The following is a 2,513-nucleotide window of genomic DNA, read 5'->3' on the forward strand; positions in this document are numbered from 1 at the left end:
AAATTTAATGGCTCTTAACAATGTTGATTTATCCACCTATGTCAGAGTTGGACGTTACGACCTACCCGAACCTAAGCGGACAACACCGCCCATCAACAGCTTACTGGCTCAGGAGGTTTCCGCAGTAACTTACAATTGGGATACCGATACATTGTTTGTTGTTGGCGATGGTAGCACATCCATAGTGCAAGTATCAAAAACCGGGCAATTGATCAACTCAATGACCTTAGCTCTTGGTAGTAGTCCCCAAGGTACAGACTTTTATGATACAGAAGGACTCACTTATGTTGGCGGCGGTCAGTTCGTTTTAATCGAAGAACGGGACAGACAGGCAAGCTTATTCACATATACAGCAGGGACAACGCTAACCAAAAGCAATGTAAAAACTGTCAAGCTGGGGACAACAGTCGGCAATATTGGGATTGAAGGCATTTCTTGGGACCCGCAAACTAACGGATTCATTGCGGTTAAGGAGATTACACCAGAAGGTATTTTTCAAACAACCATTGATTTTGCGGCGGGGACTGCCAGTAATGGTTCGCCTACCACAGTTAACTCAACTGACCTTTTCGACCCAGCAAAAGCTGGTATTGCCGACTTCGCCGATGTTTTCGCATTGTCAAATCTGTCAGCTTTGAACGGGAAAGCCGATTCTAGCAACATCCTGATATTAAGCCAAGAATCAGGCAAGATTGTCAAGAGCGATCGCGCTGGCAATATCTCCAGTTCACTCACCATCGTCTCTGACCCTGGAAATCCCTTATCCATAGCCGACCAACAGCACGAAGGTCTGACAATGGACAAAGATGGTTATCTCTATGTCGTCAGCGAAAATGGCGGTGGTGACATTGATCATCCCCAGCTTTGGGTCTATGCCCCCTCCACAGCCATCAACCAAGCACCCACCGCTGTGGTATTGAACAATAAAATCAATGCAATTGCCGAAAACACCAGCACCAGTCCCGCCATTAAAGTTGCAGACATCACCATCACCGACGATGGATTGGGAACAAATACCCTCAGTTTAACTGGAACAGATGCCAGTTCCTTTGAGATTACGAATAATGGTTTATTTATCAAAACTGGAACTACCCTAGATTTTGAAACCAAGACCAGCTATAGCGTCAACGTCAATGTAGACGACACAACCGTTGGCAACACCCCAGATGCAACCACAGCATTTACCCTAGCTGTCACTGACGTGGTAAATGAGACACCCACCAATAGCAGCATTTTCATCACCGAAGTAGCGCCTTGGAGCAATAGTAACTCACCCGTGGCCGCAGATTGGTTTGAACTAACCAACAAAGGTACAAGTGCCGTAAACATCACAGGCTGGAAATTCGACGATAACTCCAACAGTTTCGCCTCTGCTGTCGCCCTAAGCGGTATCACAAGCATCGGCGCAGGTGAATCTGTGATCTTCATCGACGGTGCTACCATCAACACCATTTTCCGCCCCAACTGGTTCGGCGCAAATCCCCCAGCCAGCTTACAGATCGGTAACTACACTGGTTCAGGCGTGGGATTGAGTACATCTGGTGATGCCGTAAATATCTATAATGCTACTGGTGTTCTCCAAGCTAACGTCGTTTTTGGTGTATCACCAGCAGTCCCCTTTGCCACCTTCGACAATGCCGCCTTATTAAACAACGCCACGATCTCCACACTGAGCGCGGCTGGAGTCAACGGCGCGTTCGTAGCTGTCAATTCCTCCAACGCGGAAATCGGCTCTCCCGGCAGGATTAACGCCCCTGCCACCAGTGGAATTACTCTGACTCAAACTGGTGGGACAACCAATGTCACAGAAGGTGGGGCAACGGATAGCTATACAATCGTTTTAAACAGTCAACCAACAGCGGATGTAGCGATCGCCATTAATCCCAACAGTCAATTAACGACTTCCGCAGTCACACTCACCTTTACGCCTGCTAATTGGAATGTGGCGCAAAATGTGACAGTGACTGCGGTTGATGATGTCATTGTGGAAGGTTCTCATAGTGGTGAAATTACTCATAGTGTCACCAGCACTGATGCTCAATATAACAATATTACCATTAACCCCATTGTAGTCAGTATTACCGATAATGTCAACGATGCACCGACATTAGCAAATACAATTGCAGATCAAAACGCCAAACAAGATAACCTCTTTAACTTCCAAATTCCCACCAACACTTTCAGCGATATTGATGCTGGTGATGTTCTGACCTATTCAGCAACCTTAGAAAATGGCAATGCTTTACCAAGTTGGTTAACCTTTAATCCCACAACTCGCACCTTTAGCGGTACTCCCACCAATGACAATGTGGGTAATTTAAATGTTAAGGCGATCGCTACAGATAAAGCCGGGGTATCTGTTAGTGATATCTTTGTAATTACAGTTGAAAATGTCAACGATGCACCGACATTAGCAAATACAATTGCAGATCAAACCGCCAAACAAGGTGACGCTTTCAGTTTCCAAATTCCTACCAATACCTTCACAGATGTTGATGCAGGTGATGTTCTAA

Annotated in this window: 1 protein-coding gene; it reads left to right on the forward strand. The window is 46.0% G+C overall.

Going from position 1 to position 2,513, the window contains the following annotated elements:
• Positions 1 to 2,513 (forward strand): SdiA-regulated domain-containing protein (locus FJR37_RS14270; RefSeq protein WP_217355280.1); only part of this gene is annotated, 2,513 nt, incomplete at both ends.

The organism is Aphanizomenon sp. UHCC 0183 (assembly GCF_009712065.1).
Lineage (GTDB): Bacteria > Cyanobacteriota > Cyanobacteriia > Cyanobacteriales > Nostocaceae > Dolichospermum > Dolichospermum heterosporum.